This window comes from Nitrospiraceae bacterium (assembly GCA_019637075.1).
Classification (GTDB): domain Bacteria; phylum Nitrospirota; class Nitrospiria; order Nitrospirales; family Nitrospiraceae; genus JAHBWI01.
Genome location: JAHBWI010000013.1, coordinates 1 through 18,967, shown reverse-complemented (window position 1 = coordinate 18,967; position 18,967 = coordinate 1). Strand labels below are relative to the sequence as shown.

The following is an 18,967-nucleotide window of genomic DNA, read 5'->3' as shown; positions in this document are numbered from 1 at the left end:
ACCTTCACCGATCCGCGAGAAGCCACACGTCCCACGTCGTTCCGTCCCAGATCGACCAGCATCACATGTTCGGCCCGTTCCTTTTCATCAGCGAGGAGCGCCCGGGCCAGGTCCTGATCTTCATCCGGCGTCTTCCCGCGGCGGCGCGTGCCCGCAATGGGGCGCAGGGAAATTGCCCCGTCTTCGCACCGGACCAGCGTCTCGGGCGACGAGCCGACCAATTCGACGCCGGCCACGCGCAGATAATACATATAGGGAGAAGGATTCACGACGCGCAACGCGCGGTACAGCTGAAAGGGTGTCGTATGGATTTGTGTTTCCCAGCGTTGTGACAAGACGGCCTGGACGATATCGCCTGCGCGAATGTATTCCTTCGTCCGCGTCACCATCTTTTCAAAATCGGCACGATTCATGTTGGGAGTGAACGTGATGGGCTTCCGCCGGCGCTTCACGCGGGGTTGCCGCATGGGGCGTTTCAAGCGAGCGATCATCTTTTCGATCCGCGCCGTGGCATGGCGATAGGCCTCGCGGATGGCGCGATCGGTTGTCGATTCGAGATAGGCGTTCGCGACGATTTTGATCTTCTGCGAGACGTTGTCGAAAATCAGCAGGGTGTCGGTCAGCAGAAAGGCCAATTCCGGCATCCCGAGACTATCTCTACGGAGAGACGGCAGCTCTTCGAAGGTCCGCACCACGTCATAACTCAAGTACCCGACTGCGCCGCCGACAAACCGGGGCAGGCCGGGCACCGTCACCGGCCGATATTCCTCCATCAACTCACGCACACGTTCCAGCGGGTTTCCCCGGCTCTGAATCTTCAGGCGTTTCTTCCCGCGAGTCAGGATCAAGTCACCCTTCTCTTCACGGATGACAGCCGAGGAGCCGCTTCCCAGAAAGGAGTAGCGCGCCCAATTTTCTCCACCGGCCACACTCTCCAGCAGATAGGCGGTCGGACCCTGGTCGATCTTGGCAAACGCCGACACCGGCGTCTCGTAGTCCGCCAGAATCTCCCGGTATAACGGAATCAGGTTGCCTTCCGTCGCCAGGCCTCGGAACTCGTCCAGGGTTAGTGAATACTGTCGCTTGGCTGCCATACAGATGATCCGGATGCGCGCGTTACGGCTGGCTGACGATCAGCTTTTGCCCCACGTTGACGGTGTTATCTTTCAAATTGTTCCACTTGCGCAATTGCTCCGGCGCGACATGGTATTTTTGTCCGATGCGGTATAACGTTTCACCGGGCCGGACCGTATGGGTCGTCCCGGCCGCCGCTGCGGAGGTCGCACCAGCACTCTCCATCGCATCGCCGCGCCCGAACGCATCCTTGGTCGGGCTGGTGGACGGCTCCAGGCTGAGATCCGACGGGACGTCCGTCTTGAGCGCCTCATCCACGGCCGCCGCAAAGTCTTTCTTCGGCGCGGCTTTTTGGGCCTTCGGAATGGTCGTCAGGCGCTTCATATCCTCATGCGCCCGCTTCTCCAACAGGCTGGCCTCCTTCATCGCCTGCGCTTCTTCCTGGATCTGAGCCGCCTGCTGGCGCACCGCCTCGACCTGCGCGCCGAGTTCGCGGTTACGGGCTTCGTACTCGCTGAGTTCGCGCTTGCCGCGCTTCACTTCCGCATCCAACTCGGCACTGCGTTTTTCTTCCTGCGCGAGAAGCCGCTGGAAGTTGAGACTGCGCGCCTTCTCCGCTTCATATTTTTCCGACATGACACAACCGCTCAACCCCAGGCTGCCCAGTATCAGCAGACCGATGGGAACTACGATCCCGCGTCTCATCCGTCCCTGTCCTTCGCTCATCATATAGCTCCTTCGTTCACCCTCTCGCTGGGAGGCATCCATGCACGTCCCAACGAGAATTTCGTGGCGCATGTGCTGCCGATTCGCAGCCTGAGAAAGTGGGTAGAATACGGTCCAAGGCAGCGAAAGTCAAAGTGAAATGGGCCAGGCAGGTGTTTGACCCTCTCCCCGCGCCTATGCTACCGTTCGAAGAGGGTTTCATTCTTTCCATTCTAGCGAATCACCGGCACGAAAGACTATGGCATCAGGCGCACAACCGGCCTCGTCTCGAGTCATTTCCATTGAGGGCATCACCCTGCACCTGGCTCAACCCATGACCATGGGTCAGGAATGGATCGGGAATCGCGAAATCCTGAAACAACTGCTGGCCTGCTGGCTCGTCATTGACGAACGCGACTTGCCCCTCTCGCCCCGCATCACCGGTCAGCCGGGAATCGGGAAAACCACCCTGGCGATGGCCGGGGCTCGTGAGCGCAAACAGGATCTCTATGTGTTTCAGTGCACCGCCGACACGCGCCCGGAAGATCTCCTGATCACGCCCGTCCTGGCGGAATCCGGCACCATCAGTTACCATGCCTCGCCGCTGGTCACTGCGGTCCTCACCGGCAGCATTTGCGTGCTGGACGAAGGCAACCGGATGAACGAAAAAAGCTGGGCCTCGCTGGCTCCGCTGCTGGATCACCGGCGCTGCGTAGAATCAATCATTGCAGGGATTCTGATCAAGGCCCATGCGGACTTCCGCTGCTGCGTGACCATGAACGAAGACGCTTCGACCTATGAGGTGCCCGATTACATCCTGTCCCGCCTGCAACCGACGCTGGGCATGGGATTTCCGGCGCGCGAAGACGAACTGGCGATCTTAAAATACCATCTCCCGTTCGCGCCGGCGGAGATGCTGGCCTTGACCGTCGAATTTCTCCAGGAAGCGCATCAACTCAGTCTGGAGTACTCCGTGCGCGACGGCATCCATCTGTTGCAATATGCGTTGAAACGGCGCGCACAAGATCCAACGGATCCGCTCTCGGTCGACGCGGCCTGGCGGGAATCCCTCATCAAAGTGCTCGGTGAGGAAGCACTCGACCTGCCGATGCAGTCACGCCGTCGGAAACGCGCGCTGGGCGATCAGGCCCTGCCGCAGGGACTCGGAGATTTTTTCTTCGGGAGTGACGACCCTCTACATCCCGGCCGATAATGGCAGCACCATCTTCTACTTCCGACGACGTCTTCCGCCTCTCGCCCCGCATCGAACTGTTCCCGGTCCTCCACGGCAGCGGTGACGTGGCCCAGGAAGTGCGCGACCGGCTGACCGATCGCCGCTATGATTGCCTCGCAGTTCCGCTTCCGCCTTCTTTCGAGCATGCGCTCGAAGCAGCGGTCGTCGACCTGCCGACCATCAGCGTGATTGTTCAGCAGGAGCCGGATTCGGAAACCGGCGCCACGGTCAACTACGTGCCAGTGGATCCCTGCCAGGCCGTCGTGATGGGAATTCGCGTCGCGATCGGGGAAGGGATCTATCGCGCCTATATCGATCGGGAAATCGCGGTGGTCGAACCGGTCCCCTTCGTGTCGCCCGACGCCTACGCCCTCAAGCAATTGCCTTACGCCGCCTTCGCCGCTGCCATGGTGCCCACGCTCACAGCGCCTGTCGAAGCCTCACAACAACAGGCCCGCATCGCCTGGATGGCCTTTCAGCTTCATCAGCTGGAGCTCGAATATGAGCACATCCTCTGTCTGTGCCACTTCGCCGACTGGCCCTGGATTCGCCTGGCGTACCGGCAGCGAGCCGATTATCAAGACTCGGACAACGACGTACGCCGGCCCGAACAATATCTTGTGGAGCCGCAGTCGCTGTATTTCGTCTTAGGCGAGCTGCCGTTCATGACGGAATTGTATGAACGCCGCCGGGCCAGCGTACATTCAGACCGTCACCTCTCCATCGACGGAATCAAAGAACTGCTCTTGGAAACCCGGACACGCTGGCAAACGGCCCACGATGAGGAAGGCCAGAGCGTCCCGACCTGGGTGACACCACAGTTGCTGCAGTTGTACCTGCAATACGTGCGGAATCACGCGCTCCTGGACCGTCGCCTCACACCGGATCTCTACACACTCGTGCTCGCGGCCAAACAAATGGCCGGAGATGATTTTGCGATCCGCCTCCTCGAAACCGCCAAGACCTACTCGTACCAGGAAATCGAGCACAGCCACCTGCCGCACCTCTCGGTCGGACTCGGTCAATTGGCCCTGCCTGACGATCAGGTGGTGCAGGCTACGAACCGGCTCCAGGGGACACCCCTGTCCTGGCGCTCACTGTCACTCCGTCCTCGTCCGGCGCGTCGAACGAGTCGCCGCTGGTCATACCTCTGGAATCCCAATCGCCAATGTTCCTGGCCGCCGGAAGATACCAAAATTGAAAGCTTCCACACGCACGTGCGGGAACAGGCCAAGGCGATCATCGGCGCCGATCTGGCCAGAAGTGAAAAATTTACGACCTCGATGAAAGACGGGCTCGACATCCGGGAAAGCCTGCGCCACTGGCATCAACGACAACCGGGCGGTCGCCCGAAACGGCTGGAGCTGTATGTCAAAGAGATTCCCCCCGCGCGGGGAAATGTCGATACGGTGATTTTTCTTTTCGATACCCCTGCCGACCCAGAAGAATACAACTGGCAAGCGACCTGGTACGCGGAACATGCGCAGGAGTCTACACTCTGTTTCTATGCCACGCCGTTTCTGGAGAACATGGTGGCACCCGGCATCGGCCAATCACGTTATGGCGGCGCGCTGTTCATCTTTCCACCCCGGCCGATTCCGGACATTTGGACCGACGAGGCGCTCGGATTCGCCAAGACACTCGAAGAGCGGTTGATCGCAGCCGGAGCCGTCCATTCGCGTGAAACGCACGTGGCCCTGGTGACCCCGGTACCACCCAAGGCGCGGTGGCGACAGATCGCCGCCAGATCGGGCCGGCGGCTGGTGCCGATTCCGTTGAGTCGTTTTTCAGGACAGTTGATCGACAGGCTACGGCGGTTCCATGTGCTGAACGGACAGGATATCCGGAGCTTCGCCGCGCAGTTCATCCGTGAGTAATCCACCCATGGCCGACCACAGCATTGCACAACGGATTGCGGCGCTTCGCCGGGAAATCCGGCATCACGACCACCTCTACTACACCAAAGACCGTCCGGAGATATCCGATGCCGAATACGACCGGCTCTTTCGTGAACTCGTCGATCTGGAAACCGCGCATCCCGATCTGATTACCGCAGACTCGCCCACCCAACGTGTCGGGGCGCCTCCGTTGAGCGAGCTCGCCAAGGTGTCGCACGAGAAGCCGATGCTGAGCCTGGATTCGATTGTCGATCAGGAGGATGTCCGCGCCTTCGATCAGCGCATGAAACGCGAGCTGGAAACCGATCAGCCGTTCTACACAGCCGAGCCGAAGTTCGACGGCCTCTCAGTTGAACTGGTCTACGATCAGGGCCGCTTTGTACGTGGCGCAACCCGGGGCGACGGGATGATCGGCGAAGATGTCACGGTCAATCTCCGCACGATTCGCGCGCTGCCGTTGCAGCTCCATGCCGAGGCAGATCCCCCGGCACATCTGGTGGTCCGGGGCGAAGTCTACATGCGGCTGGATGAGTTCCAATCCCTGAATCGGCGGATGACGGAGCGGGGCGAAGAAGGCTTTGCCAATCCGCGCAATGCGGCGGCCGGATCATTGCGGCAACTCGACAGCCGCATCACCGCCTCCCGTCCCTTGACCGTCACCTGTTACGACATCATGGCCATCGCCGGCCCGATGCCCGCCACACATTGGGACGAGTTGGAAGCGCTCGCCGCCTGGGGCTTGCCGGTTCCGGAACATCGGCAGCGTTGCCGGTCCATCGACGAGGTCCTCACGTTCCACCAGACGACCGACGCGATGCGGGACGACCTTCCGTTTGAGATCGACGGCGTCGTGGTCAAACTGGATCGCCGTGATTGGCAGGATCAACTCGGCAGCAAATCGCGCAGTCCCCGTTGGGCCATTGCCTACAAGTTTGCCCCGCGGAAGGAAATCACGGTCATTCAGGATATCGCGGTCTCGGTGGGCCGGACCGGCACGTTGACACCGTTGGCGCTGCTCAAACCGGTGGAGGTGGGCGGAGTCACCATCAGCCGCGCGACGCTGCACAATGCCGACGAGGTGGCGCGCAAAGACGTGCGCGTCGGCGATACGGTCAAGGTGGAGCGAGCCGGCGATGTGATTCCGGCAATCGCCGAACGGGTGCCCGTCCCGGGTGAGGAGCGGCAGGCGCCGTTCGTCATGCCCGACCATTGCCCCGTCTGCGGTTCGGCGGTGGCGCGCGAAGGCGCTTACTTTTACTGCACGGGACAGACCGTCTGTATGGCGCAACTCAAAGGTGCGATCGAACACTTTGCCTCGAAGAGCGCGCTGAATATCGACGGGCTGGGGAAGAAAACGGTGGCCCAGCTGGTTGATGCAGGAATGGTCAAAGACCTCGCGGATCTGTACAGCCTGACAAAAGAACAACTGTTGACCCTGGAGGGCTTCGCCGACCGATCGGCCAGCCTGCTCATGGACTCCATCGAGCGAAGCAAGGCCGTCTCACTGGAGCGTTTGTTAATGGGATTAGGGATTCGGCAGGTGGGGCAACACATTGCACGCGTGCTGGCGAAGCATTTCGGCACACTCCCCCGAGTGATGGAAGCGACGCAGGACGAGTTGCTGCACGTGCGGGAAATTGGTCCGGAGATCTCAGAGAGCCTGGCCTCGTTCTTCACCGAAGCGCGAAATCGGGAAGTGATCGAGCGCCTCGTCGCCCGGGGATTGACGGTCGCTCCGCCGGTGGCGGAAGCCAGTCCAGGCGGCCGGACCCTGACCGGCAAAACCTTCGTGTTTACCGGTGGCCTCGCTGCCTACAGTCGCGATCAGGCCAAAGAACTGGTCGAACGGCAGGGAGGACAAGTGTCGTCGAGTGTGAGTAAGAAAACGGCGTATGTCGTGGCGGGAACCGACCCCGGATCGAAACTCGATCAGGCGCAGAAGCTCGGCGTGAAGATTCTGACGGAAGCGGAGTTTACCGATCTGGTGACGCCTGGGTGACCGGCACATGCTCCTCGACCGGCTGGTCCGGCAACGCGGGGTGTTTGTCTTCCTTGTAGATTTGCACGCTTTTAATCACCCGCGGATCCGCTTCATGGATCACGAGCCGGCAGTTGGCGATATGCACCTCCTCGCCGACCTTTGGAATCCGGCCGAGTTCGTGTTGCACCAGCCCGCTGATCGTCACGGCATCGTCGCCTAAATCGACCTTCAAGAAGTCGTTGACCTTCCGCACTTCGGTGCGGCCGTGCACCAGGATCTGGTTCTTGCCGATCCGTTTGATCAATTCTTCGGTGATGTCCGTCTCATCGACGATTTCGCCCACCACTTCCTCGAGCAGATCCTCCAACGTGACCAGACCCATGACGCCGCCGAATTCGTTCACGACGATCGCCATGTGGCGTTTATCCAACTGGAACTGTTTCATCAAATCGTCGGCCGATTTCGTGTGCGGGATAAACAACGCCGGCTGCGCGATATCCCGCAGCTTCATTTCGGTATGGCCCTGGGCCAGCGCGGTCAACGCCTTGGTCTTGTAGAGGATGCCGATAATGTTATCCAGCGTGCCTTCGTACAGCGGAATGCGCGAGTACTTCGACTTGAACAACAGCTCCTTCGCTTCGCGCAGGTATTGATTGCAGTCGAGCGAGAACATGTAGATGCGCGGGGTCATGCAGTCTTCCGCCGTAATGTCCTTCAGCTGGAAGACGTTCTTGATCATCTTCACTTCCTGGGCCTCGATGGCGCCGCTCTTGCTGCTCTGATCCAGCATGATCTTGAGCTCTTCTTCCGTGACGAAGGGCACATTGAGCCCCTTCCCGCCGGTGAGTTTATAGATCAGCGGCACGACGAAGAACATGATCGGCGTGAGCACCTGCTGTGCTGCATAGGCGGGATAGGCCATGTTCAGCACGACGGGCACAGAATATTTCGCCGCGAGGGTCTTCGGGACGAGATCGGCGAACACCAGCAGGACAAACGTGAGAATACCGACGAGCACGGCAAAAGCCTCGCCGAGTACACCTTCGAGCCCCTGCCCTCCGAACCGGTTCAAGGCAATGATCGTAGCCAGCGACGCGGTCGCCGTATCGACCAGCCGGTCGCCGACCAGAATGGTCAACAGGAGCCGTTGCGGATCGGTGCGCAGATGCAGGGCCATCTCCGCCCGCTTGCTGCCCGTATCGGCCAAGGCGCGGAGTTTCGTGTCGTTGACGGAATAGAAGCCCACTTCGACGACGGAGATGACCGCCGACAACAGAATAAGGAAGATCAAGACGATAATGTCCATAAGACCTATCGAGGCTAAAGGTACGGAACAACGATGTCAGGGTAAAAAATGGATCCTTGGATCAGTTCGAAGCCTAGGGTCCGAACTGCAAGACTTGCCCGATGTCGTGAGAAGACGACGAAGAAAGGTCCTCTCGGGTCACCATCATCCATTACCTATTACACTTAGCATAGGCCGAGAGTCGCATCAAGCCTTGAGAGGAAATCTTGCTGCGGGCAATGCATCACGATATCAACCGTTTAACGTGATTAACCGCCACAACACTCATGGATTTCCCGTAGCGGGCGACTCGCTGTCGTCCCGCACGATGAACGGATCCGTATCCAGCGCTCGTTTCAAATGTGCGGCGGCCTGTTCGGCGTCGGCTTCCGTACGAAACTGGCCGGCATACACACGATACCGGCGACCGTCCGGCAGATCGACCGCGACCGCGCGGGAACCGGGATAGGCATTGCGTAGCCGCTGCACCAGAGCCTGCGCATTGGACGGGTCGGCAAAGGAGCCGACCTGCACTCGCAACCAGCCCATCTCTCCTGCCCTGCCCTGATAGCTGATGACACGCAGTTCGATGTCGTCCGTACCGCGGCCGACCATACCCACCGCCTGGGCACCGGCCAGCGAGAGGTCCAGAATTCTTCCCCGCGCGAATGGCCCGCGATCATTGATGCGCACGGTCACCTGCCGTCCCGTCGTCAACGAGCGCACCACTGCCACCGAACCCAGGGGCAACGTCCGGTGCGCCGCCGTGAGTTTATGCATGTCGTAGACTTCGCCGTTGGCCGTACGATTGCCATGAAACCCGGGCCCGTACCAGGATGCGCTTCCACGCTCCACGAATCCCAAGGGATAGCCGGGCGGATAGGACGGGCGCGCCGGACTCCAGCCGGAGCAGCCATGGAGCCATGTAGTCAGGAGCAGAGCAAACAGGGGGAGAAGAAGACGGCTTGTGCTGGTCCTCTTCTCCCCCGGCGTGAGGCGGATTCGCAGGATGCTGAAAAAGAGACTCAACCCGCTAAAATTCGTCGAGTGAATGGGTGCGCAGCACCCCGAGGGCTTTGGTGGTGTTCGACACGGTCAGCACCACGATGGCGCGTTTGCCTTCCCGCGACGGCGTGCAATAGCCGCACTTCACATTGATGCGGGCTCTGGTGAGCGAATCGGCCACTTGTTTCAACGCGCCCGGCTTATTCTCCAGGCTCAAAATCAGGGCTGTCTCTTCGCGGAATTTGACCTTGGCTTTTCTCAGTGCGATTCGCGCGGCATCGACATCGGCCACGATCAACCGCAGCTTTCCCGGCCCGGTCACTTCCGGCGCGGAAAAGGCCTTGATGTTGACCCCGGCAGCTCCCAGCACCGCCGCCACTGAGGCCAGCACACCGGGCTTGCTCTGTCCACTCACCACAAATTGCGTCGTTGTCGGCATCGGCTCCTCTCCCTCTGCTGAGTTAGCTCATCAGCCTGTATGAACCCGCTTGTACCCGTAGAGCCATTGAGCAGTGGTCCCACCGATGTTTCTCACCGTATGCGACACACCGGCCGGAATGAGAATCTCTTCCCCCGGCGCAGGCCAGAGGCAGCGCCCCCCGAACTCGAATTCCAGCCGCCCTGCGACCGGCATGACCAATTCATCCGTGGCGTGGCGGTAATCCTCCCATACTTGCCCGGGCGGATCAACCCAAAGATCACAACTGAAGCCGCGTGACAGCCAGTCCTTCGCCACCGACTGCTGATCGACCGTCATCATCCGCTCGTCCTCCGGCATCACTCCCGACCGGGAACATCTCCGCCCAGACCAGTCTTGACGCTCTCCTGCGCCCGACGGATTTACCCTGCCTGCCGCGAATGTGTCATGTGGCTGATGTCGCTGGCTGTCCCAAACCATTCGACGATGTCACCGTGTTGATCCTTGATGGGAACCGCTCGCGAAGAGACCCGGCCGATTGTGCCATCCATTCGAATGACCCGATGCTCCAGTTCGAACAGCGTCTTGGTTCGGATGGCTTGCTCGATAGTTTGCCGGAAGAGAAGCCGGTCGCTTTGCGGAATGTATGCGTCCATCCAGTCGCCGCGCGGCCGTTCAAGACTGGCGATCAGGTCTTTCCCGACCAACCTGTGCATCGTGCTCCAGTCTGCGCTCATCACATACACAATGTTCGAGGTGGCCGCGACGAAGGCCCGCACACGTTCTTCCGATTCTCGCAAGGCTGCTTCGGCGCGGGTTCGTTCCTGCGCTTCGAGGTGATTGGAGATGATGATCGCCGCGGATTGTGTGACGATGTCGGCGAGCGCACGCTCGCGAGCCCCGGCTTCGCGCGCGGCCTCGAACAACATGACCAATTTGCCCACGGCTTTATTCTCGCGCGTTTTGATCGGGAAGGACCAGCAGCCACGGAACCCATGGGCTTCGGCCAAGTGAAGCCACGGCTTCCATGCAGGCTCTTCAAACACGTCGAGAGTCACCACCGGACGGCCGGTCTGATCCGCGAGCCCGCACGCGAGAGGACTTTCGCCGATCAGGAACCCGTCGACTTGTTTCAGGTAGGAGTGCGGCATGTCGCCGGCGCCGTATACCGGGTGCAGACAGCGGCCTTCGGGGTCGATCATGTAAAAGGAGGTGCGGGCCTTGCCGGCCATCTCCTGAGTCACGAGCCGGGCGAGCAGATGAAGACAATATTCCAGCGACGCGCCGTCGATCGCCGCCTGAAACACTTCCTTCTGGTAGCGCATGCGCTCTTCAGTGATGTGCAGGTCTTGTTCGGCGCGGGCCCGCTCGATGCGGGGAAACACGCGGTCCGCGATGTCCCGCACGAGCTCGATTTCATCGTCGCGCCATTCTCGCGGCTCGCTGTTCGTCACCCCCAAACTCGCGATCCAGCGTCCCTCCCGGTGAAACGGGACATTGAGCATGGCGCCCACTTCTACATCGGCATGAGCCGCCGAATGCAGGCACTGATCGTCGCCGATATGACGCATGACAAAGACGTCCCCGGCACGGTTGGTCCGTGAAAGTTCGTCCGTCAAATAGTCGGTCAATCGAAAGGTTTGATAGACGGTTGGTTCATCCGGAGTCGGCCATCCCTGGTAGACCGTCACGTCGCCGCCCTCGTCGTCCACGTCCACGAAGGTGCAGGAATTGACCTTCAAATAGGCGCCGAGCTTCAGTCCGACGCTGTCCATGATTTCAGCAGGCAACAGGAGACCGGACAGTTCGTCCGCGATGCCGGCCAGGAACGCCTGATGGGCTTCGGTCCGTTTGCGCTCCGTGACGTCCACAAAGGTGAGCATCACGCCCACAATCTTCAGCTCGATCGTCCGATAGGGCATGATGCGCGTGAGAAACCACCGGCCATTGTGGTCCTCGACTTCCCGTTCGATGTCCAACGCTCCGCTCAGGACGATCCGGACATCGTCCTCGAATCGGTCGTAGAGAAGATCATGCCGCAGATCGAGCAGCGGCCGTCCGAGATCGGTTGGAATGAGTCTGAACAATCGGGTCGCGGCCGGCGTATAACGCATGATTTTGAGGTGACGGTCGAGGAAGATAATCCCTAAGTCCGTGGCATCGATGAAGTTCTTCAGGTCGCTGTTCACGCGGGTGAGTTCATCGATACTGAGGCTCAGCTGTTGGTTGAGCACCGTCAGTTCCTCGTTGATGCACTGCAGTTCCTGACGGTTGATATCCAGCTCCTCCGTCGCCGCTCGTAGCTCTTGATTGATGACAAACAGTTCCTGATTGCTGGCGCGAAGATCCGCAGAACTCAGCTCGCGGGAAGACAGGTGCCGGTTGATGGCCTGGTCCGGTGATGAAACGGGAGAGGGTTCGATGGCCGACGTCCCGACGAGGCTGGATATCTCGTGAACGGGCGAGTGCAGGTCCCGAGAACGTGCGAGGAGATGTTTCGCCGCTGTCAGCCGGGCGGAACTGCGACCGCCGGGCAAGCGCCGATACAGTTTGTGCGCGGTACCGAGAGGAGAAAATAGACGGTCCTCCGCCCCTTCAGCTGAACCGAGAAAAAGCAATCCTCCGGGCCTCAGGGAAAAATGCAGGGTTTGGAGCACCTCTTGCTGCGCCTCCGCAGTCAGGTAAATGAGGAGATTGCGACAGGACACCAGATCCATATGGGCGAATGGCGCGTCCTTCAGAAGATCGTGGACGGCGAAGAGGAGCGGTTCCCGCACGTCGCGTCGTGCCCGATACCCAGACGCGTCCGTGGCAAAAAAGCGATGCAGACGATCAGCCGTGAGATGCCGTTCAATATCGTGCGAATAGTGCCCGCTCCGCGCGGCCATGATGGCGGCCACATCCAGATCGGTTCCGAACACCTGCACGGCGGCGGAGGCCGATGATTGTTCCGCATACTCCAGCAGCAGCATGACGATGGAATAGGCTTCCTCTCCCGTCGCGCACCCGGGCACCCACACGCGCACCACATCATCCGTCCCCTTCCCCTCGAAGAGTTCCGGTATGGTCTTGGCGAGCAAGTCGAAGTGCTGGGGGTCGCGAAAAAATCGGGTCACGGAGATCAGAAACTCCCGCCCGAGGGTATCGGTCTCTTCCCGGCTCTCCTGCAGCAACGAGAGATACTCCGGGGCGCTGTCGGCTCCGCTCATCTCAATCCGGTGCTCCAGCCGCCGTAACAGCGTCGGGCGTCGATACCGGGCATAATCCTGTCCGGTGCGTTCCCGAATGATATGCAAGGCCTGCTCGAGCGTGTCGGTGAGCTGGATGCCGGCACGATGGGGCTCACGCACCGACAGGTCCGGAACGGCGCCGTCTCCCCGTCTGGGGAGTTGAGAGAAATGCTCCACGACCCGGAGGGGCATGTCACGGGGATGCACAATGGCATCCACTGAACCGGTGGCAATCGCGCTCTGCGGCATCATGGGATAGGTGGCCACCGTGGGATCTTGCGCGAGCGTCAATCCGCCGCGTGCTTTGATCTGCTGAATGCCCATCGACCCGTCCTTGTCCGCACCGGACAAGACAATCGCCACCGCCCAGGGCCCATAACTTTCGGCAAGGGAGCGCATAAACACGTCGATCGTAAGGCGGCGCGGCACGGTCGCACTGCGGGCGCCCAATTGCAGATAGCCTGGCTTGCAGGTCAAGTATCGACCGGCAGAAATGACATACACATGGTCGGGTTGCACCCGCTGCATGTGGCGCACGGAGCACACGCGAAGTGCGGTCCAATGTTGGAGAAGCTCCGGCAATGAACTCGGCGAGGTCGGGGACAGGTGCACGACCACGACGAAGGATAGGCCTGTCGAGGCGGGAAGCGCGTGAAAAAACTGTTGCAACGCCTCCAGGCTCCCGGCGGACCCGCCGATGGCCACCAAGGGACAATGACCATCATCGGCGAGGGAAGCGGAGAGGGAAGGACGGACATTGCTGCCGGCAGTCAGACCGGGGGCCTTGTCGTCTCTGTGCTTGTTATGAAACTTCTCAGCAGGCATGATGTGAGTTCCGGCACATGCGGCAGATCACGCATTCACGTCATTCAACTCACCTGGCCCTCCGGCGCGATCCGCACACATGTCATTCACGAAGGCAGTATATCCTAGTCACGCAAAGATAACCGTAGATCTCCCAGGCCGGCGACCCAGGGTTACTCCCAGTAGGGAGAAGCCTTATTTGGGAGATAGGATATTTACGTGTCGATTCGGAGCTGGTCGAATGAGAACGCCATCGATTCAGAAACCTCGACCTGCAGACTTTTCCTGCCCTGATTGCGTGGGCGTTCTCTCTGTCGAGATGACCAACGGTCGCCGTCGGGGCTATGTCTGTCAGGTCGGCCATCGTTTCTCGACCCGCAGTCTTCTGCTGGCGAAAGAAAAGGAGCTTGAACGGACACTCTGGGCGGCCGCAGTGCTGCTGTTGCAGACGGCAACGGTGCACGAACAATTCTTCGACGAACAACAATGGTCCGTCGAGACCAGGAAGGCGCTCCGTCGCCGGATTCGAGAAGCCACGCACCAATTTCACACGTTGGTGCACATGATCGAGCTTACGCATGGGGCACAATAGGCCACTTGACCCCTGCCGTTCCCGCGCCAGCGACGCTCCGGTTTCTGGCGCCTCCCGATCGCGACTCAATGAAGATCATCTCACCCGCGATGTCATCGTGGTGGGCGCTTCGGCAGGAGGTATAGAGGTCTTGATACGCGTGCTCGCCGAATTGCCGGGCAATCTTCCTGCGCTGATCTCCATCGTCGTGCACCGCCCTCCCGGTCAAAGCCAGTTGGCTCACGTGCTGGGCCACCGCGCCCGTATGGCCGTGGTCGAAGCCTCCCACCGCCGCAAGCTCATTCGAAGCCGCGTCTATGTCGCCCCGCCGGACCATCATCTGGAACTTGAACAGGACCGCATGCTGGTGCGGCGCAGTCCGAAGGAACATAGCGCGAGGCCTGCCATCGATCCGCTCTTTCGCTCCGCGGCCCAAGCCTATGGACGGCGAGTTGTCGGCATCCTGTTGAGCGGCGGGGGAGACGACGGGGTGAACGGCCTGATTCAAATCAAGCAGAATGGTGGTATTTCCCTGACACAGGACCCGGCCGACGCTCAATTCCCGTTTCTCCCCTTAAACGCCGTGCGATATGACCATCCCGATTGCCTCCTGCCGATGGAATCCATCGCCTCGACGCTGATCGCGCTGGTCAAAGGACGGGCCGTGGCATGCTGAGGCCCAAATTCCCGGTTGTGCGTCTCCGCAGAAATTCGTACAATGTTGCCTGCTGTTCCAACTCACGGGTTGTGACGAAGTCCTCTCCCATGGCATCACATCGGCCGCCATTACCCAACCGCAGAAAAAAAGGTGGTTCCGCTCGACCGACCAAGGCGGTTCGCACCAAGCGCACATCTTCGGTTCCACGCCGTCCCCGGTTCATCGTCGGCATCGGCGGCTCCGCCGGCTCCTTGGAAGCCTTCGAGCAATTTTTCAGCCAGATGCCCCCTGATCAAGGCATCGGCTTCGTCCTGGTGCCGCACCTCGATCCGACTCATAAGGGCATGATGCCGGAGCTGCTGCAACGCTGCACGACCATGCCGGTCGTCCAGGCGGAAGACGACATGCCGGTGGCCGCGAACCACATTTACATCATTCCGCCGAACAAAGACCTGTCGATTCTTCGAGGCTCGCTCAACCTGCATGAGCCGACGGCGCCTCGCGGCTGGCGGACGCCGATCGACTACTTTTTTCGGCATCTGGCAGAAGATCAGGGAGAACGCGCCGTCGCCATTATTCTCTCGGGCATGGGGGCGGACGGCACGCTGGGCATCAAGGCCGTAAAGGAACATCTCGGCCTCGCGATGGTTCAGGAGACGGCCAGCGCCAAGTTCAACAGCATGCCCAGGAATGCCATCGGCACCGGACTGATCGACTACGTCGCTCCCGCGGAGCAGCTGCCGGTGAAGCTGATGGCCTACATGTCTCTGTCGGCCAAACAGCCCAAAGGGCCGGCCCTCCCGCAAAGCACGATCACCGCGTCGCTGTCTAAGGTTCTGATCCTGTTGCGCTCCCATACGGGCCACGACTTTTCGTTTTACAAACGCAATACCCTGTACCGTCGTATTGAACGGCGGATGAACGTGAATCAGATCGGCAACATCGCCAAGTACGCCCAGTATCTGCGCGAGCATCCTCAGGAAGTGGAGCTGCTGTTCAAGGAGTTGCTGATCGGGGTGACGAATTTCTTCCGCGATCCGCAAGCCTTCCATCTGCTCAAGGAGAAGGTGCTGCCCGAGTTGTTGAAGGCCAAGGCGGGAAAGGGTGTGTTTCGCGTCTGGGTGGCGGGCTGCTCGTCGGGGGAGGAAGCCTATTCGCTGGCCATGGTCATTCGGGAATGTTTGGACGACCTGAACCTCGAAGGCTCCGTCAAAGTGCAGATGTTTTCCACCGACATCGATAAGGAGGCGGTGGACCGGGCCAGGCAGGGGTTGTATCCGCCCTCCATCATTCATGACGTGCCGGCGGATCGGTTGCGCCGTTTTTTTCTGAAGGAAGACGGCATGTACCGGATCAATAAACAGATCCGCGAGATGGTCATCTTCGCGCCCCAGAACGTGATTATGGACCCGCCGTTTACCAAGCTCGATTTGCTCAATTGCCGCAATCTGTTGATCTACTTCACCGCTGAATTGCAAAAAAAGGTCATCCCGCTGTTCCATTACAGTTTGAATCCCGAAGGAGTGTTGTTCCTCGGCTCTTCGGAAACGATCGGCTCCTTTTCCGATCTGTTCGTTGCCATGGACAACAAGTGGAAAATCTTCCGGCGACGTGAAACGAACGGCCTGACGAGGCCTTCCGTGGATATTCCGGCCGGGCTTCCCGCTCCTGACCTGGTCGCCTCCTCGCAGAAGCAACGCAAGACAGACAACGCGTCGTTTCCGGAGGTGTTTCGGCAGGTGTTGATCGATCGATTTGCTCCCGCCGCCGTGTTGGTCAATGAAGCCGGAGACATCCTCTACATTCACGGCAAGACCGGCCGCTTTCTCGAACCGGCCGCCGGCGAAGCCACGATGAACATCTTCGCGATGGCGCGGGAAGGCATCCGGCTTGAGCTGGCCTCGCTGATCCGGCGCGCCCTCATGCAGCGGCGCGAAGTCGCCACGGCCGGGCTGCGGGTGCAAACCAACGGCGACTCCAGCATGATCAATATTTCCGTCCGCCCGCTCACCGGCTATGCCGGCATGCAAGGGCTCGCACTGGTCGCATTCGAACCGGTGCAAATCGGCCTCACGACCGACGCCGGCCGGACCGGCAGACAAACGGCCTCCAAGCCGCTCCGGGCGATCAAACAGATGGAAGACGAGATCAAACTTCTCAAGCAGCAGCTGCAAATGAGCGTCGAGCAGATGGAAACGTCCCAGGAGGAATTCAAATCGGCGCATGAAGAACTGCAGTCCACCAATGAAGAGCTGCAAAGCACCAATGAAGAGCTGACCACGTCCAAGGAAGAGCTCCAGTCGCTGAACGAAGAATTGGTCACGGTGAATTCGGAACTGCAGCAGAAGATCGACGATCTCTCGCAGACCAACAGCGACATGAAAAACCTGTTCAACAGCACCGATATCGCCACGATTTTCCTGGATCAAAATTTGAACATCAAACGCTTTACGCCGCAGGCCGCCAAAATCGTCAACCTGATTACGACCGACGTCGGCCGTCCCTTGAGCGACATCGCCACGAATTTGAAACAGAACACGCTGGTGGAGGATGTGCGAGACGTGTTGGAAACCCTGGTCCCGCGCGAACGGCACGTTGAGGCCAAGGGTGGAGATTGGTTCCTCCTGCGCATCATCCCCTACCGCACCCTCGACAACGTGATCGACGGCGCGGTACTGACCTTTACCGACATCACGGCGCTCAAGACGCTGGAACAGTCGTTGCTCGACACCGAATCCAACCTCACCGTGATTCTCACGAGCCTTCCCTTCATGGTGGTGGCGTTCGATGAACAGGGCAACGTCGCGGCGTGGAACAAAGAATGCGAACGCGTCACGGGCTATCCGGCGGAAGATATCGTCGGCAAGCCGGAGACGTTCCGGCGCGTGTTTCCGGACGAGGCGACGCTCTCGTCGGCCGGTCCTCCGACCAGATTGGTTCGCCTGGTAGCCAAAGACGGCAGCATGAAACGGGTTCGTTGGATTGCATTCGCTGGAAAGACGCCCGTGAGCAGCTGGGCTCGGTGGGCCATTGTCATCGGAGATGCGCTGACGGCCTCCCCTGACAATCGCTCACCGGCCCCAGGAACCTGATCACCTCATCGTCTGCACTGAGAAGAGGATGCCATGTCCACATCAGGATCAGACATTGAACGTCTACGCCGAAAGGCCGAATTCTATCTACAGAACCGTGAGCCCGCGCCCCCCCTCGATCCATCCTCGACCGACACCCAACGGTTGCTGCATGAACTCCAAGTTCACCATGTGGAACTGCAGCTGCAGTGCGATGAACTCCGGCAAGCGCATCTGGAGATTCAGGAAAGTCGCAACCGCTTTGTCGAATTATACGAATCCATTCCTGTCGGTTATTTTTCACTGACCAGGCTGGGAGCCATTGCCGACGTCAATCCGATTGGCGCGGCCATGTTACGCCAGCCGATGGACCGGTTAATGGGCCGGCGGCTCCATCTCTTCATGCCGATCGCGCAACGCCGGCGGTTCACCGAATTTTGCAAACAGGTCTGCGTTGAGCGAACACGCCTGACGTGCGAGGTCGATCTCGGCGATCTCTCCGATGAGCCACCACAGGGGGTGATGAACGTCTTGCTGGAAGGCAGCCCGGCCCAGGGGCAGCAAGATCTCGTGAGGGTCGCGATGATCGACATCACCCGACGCAAGCAGGCCGAACAGCAACTGAAGCAACATGAGAACGAGCTGCGGACAAGCCGGCAGAAGCTACAGGATCTGAATGCGCAGTTACTGAACATTCAGGACGAGGAACGGAAAGCGATCGCAAGAGAACTCCACGACAATTGCTGTCAGCAACTCGCCATGCTGATGTTCTCGACCAATGCCATCGAGCGCAGCAGCGACGAGCCGATGGCCCACAAGGTCCGGCTCCTGAGTCAGCAAATCCAGCGGACGATGGAATCGGTGCGACACATCGCTTATGGCTTGCATCCGGCCATGTGGGAGACGACCAGCATCGAAGAAGCCATGCGCAGCTACCTCGCGGACTTCATTGAAGTCACCGAGTTGCCGGTAGATTTTCACGCGAGCGATATTCCGGCGCGGCTTCCGGAGGTGATGTGCACCTGCCTCTTCC

The 18,967-nt window shown here is 59.9% G+C and carries 14 protein-coding genes; 7 read left to right on the top strand and 7 right to left on the bottom strand.

Annotated features, from left to right (window positions below):
* Together KF814_18695 and KF814_18690 are read right to left on the bottom strand one after the other, a co-directional pair.
* Positions 1-1,094 (bottom strand): chorismate-binding protein (locus KF814_18695; GenBank protein MBX3238182.1); only part of this gene is annotated, 1,094 nt, incomplete at its 3' end.
* 22 nt (positions 1,095-1,116) lie between these two features.
* Positions 1,117-1,803 carry a LysM peptidoglycan-binding domain-containing protein gene (locus KF814_18690; GenBank protein MBX3238181.1) on the bottom strand — a complete coding sequence of 229 codons (687 nt, stop codon included), beginning with the start codon at positions 1,801-1,803 and terminating at the stop codon, positions 1,117-1,119.
* Between the two features lie 235 nt (positions 1,804-2,038).
* Here KF814_18690 and KF814_18685 point away from each other — a divergent pair, with 235 nt between their 5' ends.
* The 3 genes from KF814_18685 to ligA are packed head-to-tail and all read left to right on the top strand — an operon-like array spanning position 2,039 to position 6,910.
* On the top strand, positions 2,039-2,992 hold the full coding sequence (locus tag KF814_18685; GenBank protein MBX3238180.1) for an AAA family ATPase: 954 nt from the start codon (positions 2,039-2,041) through the stop codon (positions 2,990-2,992).
* Positions 2,992-4,890 carry a hypothetical protein gene (locus KF814_18680; protein MBX3238179.1) on the top strand — a complete coding sequence of 633 codons (1,899 nt, stop codon included), beginning with the start codon at positions 2,992-2,994 and terminating at the stop codon, positions 4,888-4,890. Before KF814_18685 ends, KF814_18680 begins: the two co-directional genes overlap by 1 nt.
* Positions 4,883-6,910 carry an NAD-dependent DNA ligase LigA gene (gene ligA / locus KF814_18675; GenBank protein ID MBX3238178.1) on the top strand — a complete coding sequence of 676 codons (2,028 nt, stop codon included), beginning with the start codon at positions 4,883-4,885 and terminating at the stop codon, positions 6,908-6,910. Before KF814_18680 ends, ligA begins: the two co-directional genes overlap by 8 nt.
* Here the strand turns inward: ligA and KF814_18670 are convergent.
* The 5 genes from KF814_18670 to KF814_18650 form a co-directional block, all read right to left on the bottom strand.
* Entirely contained in the window at positions 6,885-8,198 is a 1,314-nt protein-coding gene (locus KF814_18670; GenBank protein MBX3238177.1) for an HlyC/CorC family transporter, read from the bottom strand. The genes ligA and KF814_18670 overlap by 26 nt on opposite strands.
* A 264-nt stretch (positions 8,199-8,462) precedes the next feature.
* The gene (locus KF814_18665) at positions 8,463-9,206 is read right to left on the bottom strand and encodes a septal ring lytic transglycosylase RlpA family protein (GenBank protein ID MBX3238176.1); all 744 of its coding nucleotides are present in this window, start codon (positions 9,204-9,206) and stop codon (positions 8,463-8,465) included.
* Positions 9,207-9,210: 4 nt separating this feature from the next.
* Complete coding sequence (locus KF814_18660; GenBank protein MBX3238175.1) at positions 9,211-9,621, bottom strand: hypothetical protein; 411 nt, start codon at positions 9,619-9,621, stop codon at positions 9,211-9,213.
* A 30-nt stretch (positions 9,622-9,651) separates the two neighbouring features.
* On the bottom strand, positions 9,652-9,942 hold the full coding sequence (locus KF814_18655; GenBank protein MBX3238174.1) for a cupin domain-containing protein: 291 nt from the start codon (positions 9,940-9,942) through the stop codon (positions 9,652-9,654).
* Between the two features lie 80 nt (positions 9,943-10,022).
* Positions 10,023-13,655: a PAS domain-containing protein gene (locus KF814_18650; protein MBX3238173.1), complete on the bottom strand. Its 3,633-nt coding sequence runs from the start codon at positions 13,653-13,655 to the stop codon at positions 10,023-10,025.
* Between the two features lie 220 nt (positions 13,656-13,875).
* Between KF814_18650 and KF814_18645 the strand changes: the two genes are divergently transcribed.
* The 4 genes from KF814_18645 to KF814_18630 form a co-directional block, all read left to right on the top strand.
* The gene (locus KF814_18645; GenBank protein MBX3238172.1) at positions 13,876-14,226 is read left to right on the top strand and encodes a hypothetical protein; all 351 of its coding nucleotides are present in this window, start codon (positions 13,876-13,878) and stop codon (positions 14,224-14,226) included.
* A gap of 130 nt (positions 14,227-14,356) precedes the next feature.
* On the top strand, positions 14,357-14,881 hold the full coding sequence (locus KF814_18640; protein ID MBX3238171.1) for a chemotaxis protein CheB: 525 nt from the start codon (positions 14,357-14,359) through the stop codon (positions 14,879-14,881).
* 89 nt (positions 14,882-14,970) lie between these two features.
* Positions 14,971-17,955 carry a PAS domain-containing protein gene (locus tag KF814_18635; GenBank protein ID MBX3238170.1) on the top strand — a complete coding sequence of 995 codons (2,985 nt, stop codon included), beginning with the start codon at positions 14,971-14,973 and terminating at the stop codon, positions 17,953-17,955.
* 33 nt (positions 17,956-17,988) lie between these two features.
* Positions 17,989-18,967 (top strand): PAS domain S-box protein (locus KF814_18630; protein MBX3238169.1); only part of this gene is annotated, 979 nt, incomplete at its 3' end.

Excerpts from the sequence above, each read along its gene's own strand:
- KF814_18690 (MBX3238181.1), bottom strand. The coding sequence starts at position 1,803 with ATGATGAGCGAAGGACAGGGACGGATGAGACGCGGGATCGTAGTTCCC.
- KF814_18685 (MBX3238180.1), top strand. The coding sequence starts at position 2,039 with ATGGCATCAGGCGCACAACCGGCCTCGTCTCGAGTCATTTCCATTGAG.
- KF814_18680 (MBX3238179.1), top strand. The coding sequence starts at position 2,992 with ATGGCAGCACCATCTTCTACTTCCGACGACGTCTTCCGCCTCTCGCCC.
- KF814_18670 (MBX3238177.1), bottom strand. The coding sequence starts at position 8,198 with ATGGACATTATCGTCTTGATCTTCCTTATTCTGTTGTCGGCGGTCATC.
- KF814_18660 (MBX3238175.1), bottom strand. The coding sequence starts at position 9,621 with ATGCCGACAACGACGCAATTTGTGGTGAGTGGACAGAGCAAGCCCGGT.
- KF814_18655 (MBX3238174.1), bottom strand. The coding sequence starts at position 9,942 with ATGATGACGGTCGATCAGCAGTCGGTGGCGAAGGACTGGCTGTCACGC.
- KF814_18650 (MBX3238173.1), bottom strand. The coding sequence starts at position 13,655 with ATGCCTGCTGAGAAGTTTCATAACAAGCACAGAGACGACAAGGCCCCC.
- KF814_18645 (MBX3238172.1), top strand. The coding sequence starts at position 13,876 with ATGAGAACGCCATCGATTCAGAAACCTCGACCTGCAGACTTTTCCTGC.
- KF814_18635 (MBX3238170.1), top strand. The coding sequence starts at position 14,971 with ATGGCATCACATCGGCCGCCATTACCCAACCGCAGAAAAAAAGGTGGT.